Raw genomic sequence first — 2732 nt, 5'->3', positions numbered from 1 at the left:
TCATAATATGATATTAGCTCTCATTACTAATATTATCAAACAAGCGGTCATCTGAAAAGATAAACGGTATTGCAAAAGCCATCGTCTCTTACAATCTTTATGCCATCCGCACATCAGACCAATATTGAAACTTCATCAGACCGATAAAAATTCAAATGGTTTCAAATCATCTGTATTTTTTATCCATAAAACATCAGGCCGTCTGAAAACATTCTTTCAGACGGCCTGACTCAAACAAAATTATTTTTTCCGTTTCGCCCTTGGGTGCGCCTCATCATAAACACGCGCCAAATGGTCAAAGTCCAGCTTCGTATAAACTTGCGTAGCAGAAAGGTTGCTGTGCCCCAACAATTCCTGCACAGCACGGATATCGCCCGATGCCTGTAAAAGATGGGTTGCATAGCTGTGGCGCATCATGTGCGGAGAAATATGGCTGGCACTGCCCACACGCACTGCCCACGCCTGCAGGCGTTTTTGGATTTGACGTTGCCCCAGCCTGCCGCCGTTCTTATTGGTAAACAAGGCCAGTTCGCCCTCTTTGACAATACGCACTGCCAAATAATCACGCAATGCCGCAATACTTTTAGCCACCAAAGGCACTTGCCGCTGCTTGCCGCCTTTACCATTCACACTGACCCAGCCTTCGTCCAAGACGATATCGTCCAGATTCAAACCTTGTATCTCGCTTAGACGCAAACCGCTGCCATACATCAATTCAAACATGGCCTTATCGCGCACGTCCAACTCATCATCAACAGGCGCATGGTCAAGGATATGGTTTAAAGGTTCTTGCGGCAGTGCTTTGGGCAGGCGTTCGGGCAGGCGCGGCGCTTTCATATTAAATGTCGGGTCGCTTTCCATGACTTCTATCTGCACCAGCCAACTGCAATACTGCCGCCATACCGACAATTTCCGCGCCAAGCTGCTTTCACTCAAGCCCTTTTGCGACAGCTTTTTCAATACCGCCACAAAATCGCGGCGCGTCGGCAGGCCGTTTTTAAGATTATCGGGCAACAGGCGCATCAACTCACTCAAATCGCGCCGATAAGTGGAAACGGTATGCTCCGACCTGCCTTGTTGCAACAAGGTTTTCAGATAGCGTTCAAGATGAAGCGCAAAATGGTTTGATTCCGCCATTTCAGACGGCCTCCAATGCCGTTTTCAATGCCGAAGGCAGACGGCAAACTCGTTGCTTGCCATAATCGAAACACACCATGCCTGTCTGCACTTTCGCCAACACAAGGCCATCTGAAATCCTGCGGATACGGTACAGTAAAGAAAAGCCCACTCCGGCCATACCCGCCGTCCCCATTTCTACCGACAGCTCATCGCCATGATGACCTTGCGCCAAATACTGCACCGCCGCATCCACCATAATCAGGCCTGCCCCTCCGGCATCCATTTCGCTCCAACCCAACGCCGCCAGCCAACGCATCCGCACTTCATGGCACAAACGCAACACCGCATCGTTCGCCAGATGACCGCCATAGTTCACATCGCCTACCTGCACCGTCAAGGCCGTCTGAAACAAAGGCTTATCACATTCGGCCACCGAAATCCTATCCATTTTGCACACCCGTTTTCAATACCACGCCATTATAAACCGAGACCTTGTTCGTTAATATATAAAAACAATGTAACAGCTTGTAGTCTTTCATTTCAAAAAACATTATAATTTATCGGATAAATTTACCCTTCACTACTTCAGGAGCTCCTCATGGCACTCGTATCCATGCGCCAATTATTGGACCATGCAGCCGAAAACAGCTACGGTCTGCCCGCATTCAACGTTAACAACCTCGAACAGATGCGCGCCATCATGGAGGCGGCCGACCAAGTTAACGCCCCCGTTATCGTTCAAGCATCCGCAGGCGCACGCAAATACGCAGGTGCCCCATTCCTGCGCCATCTGATTTTGGCCGCAGTCGAAGAATTCCCGCACATCCCTGTCGTGATGCACCAAGACCACGGCGCATCTCCTGACGTGTGCCAACGCTCCATCCAACTGGGCTTCTCCTCTGTAATGATGGATGGCTCGCTGATGGAAGACGGCAAAACCCCTTCTTCTTACGAATACAACGTCAACGCCACCCGTACCGTGGTTAACTTCTCCCACGCTTGCGGCGTGTCAGTTGAAGGCGAAATCGGCGTATTGGGCAACCTCGAAACCGGCGAAGCCGGCGAAGAAGACGGTGTCGGCGCAGTGGGCAAACTTTCCCACGACCAAATGCTGACCAGCGTTGAGGATGCCGTACGTTTCGTTAAAGATACCGGCGTTGACGCATTGGCTATTGCCGTCGGCACCAGCCACGGCGCATACAAATTTACCCGTCCGCCCACAGGCGATGTATTACGTATCGACCGCATCAAAGAAATCCACCAAGCCCTGCCGAACACCCACATCGTGATGCACGGCTCCAGCTCCGTTCCGCAAGAATGGCTGAAAGTCATCAACGAACACGGCGGCAAAATCGGTGAGACCTACGGCGTACCGGTTGAAGAAATCGTCGAAGGCATCAAACACGGTGTCCGCAAAGTCAACATCGATACCGACTTGCGTCTCGCCTCTACCGGTGCCATCCGCCGCTTCATGGCAGAAAACCCATCCGAATTCGACCCGCGCAAATACTTGAGCAAAACCGTCGAAGCCATGAAACAAATCTGTCTTGACCGCTACCTCGCATTCGGTTGCGAAGGCCAAGCCGACAAAATCAAACCGATTTCTTTGGAAA

At 51.0% G+C, this 2732-nt stretch carries 3 protein-coding genes; 1 reads left to right on the top strand and 2 read right to left on the bottom strand.

Annotated features, from left to right (window positions below):
* Window positions 1–240: 240 nt before the first annotated feature.
* Both ACTHUT_RS17330 and ACTHUT_RS17325 read right to left on the bottom strand, forming a co-directional pair.
* Window positions 241–1137 (bottom strand): tyrosine-type recombinase/integrase, encoded by an 897-nt coding sequence (locus tag ACTHUT_RS17330; protein ID WP_440419191.1) that lies wholly within the window; start codon window positions 1135–1137, stop codon window positions 241–243.
* A 1-nt stretch (window position 1138) separates the two neighbouring features.
* A complete protein-coding gene (locus ACTHUT_RS17325) occupies window positions 1139–1567 on the bottom strand; it encodes an acyl-CoA thioesterase (protein ID WP_440419189.1) in 429 nt (142 codons plus the stop codon).
* Between the two features lie 150 nt (window positions 1568–1717).
* On the opposite strand from ACTHUT_RS17325, the gene fba reads away from it, so the two are divergent.
* On the top strand, window positions 1718–2732 hold a 1015-nt coding region (fba, locus tag ACTHUT_RS17320), incomplete at its 3' end, for a class II fructose-bisphosphate aldolase (protein WP_440419187.1).

It is taken from the genome of Neisseria sp. P0022.S010 (assembly GCF_051956635.1).
Note: the sequence above shows the minus strand (reverse complement) of the source record. Positions and strands in the feature narration are given on the sequence as shown.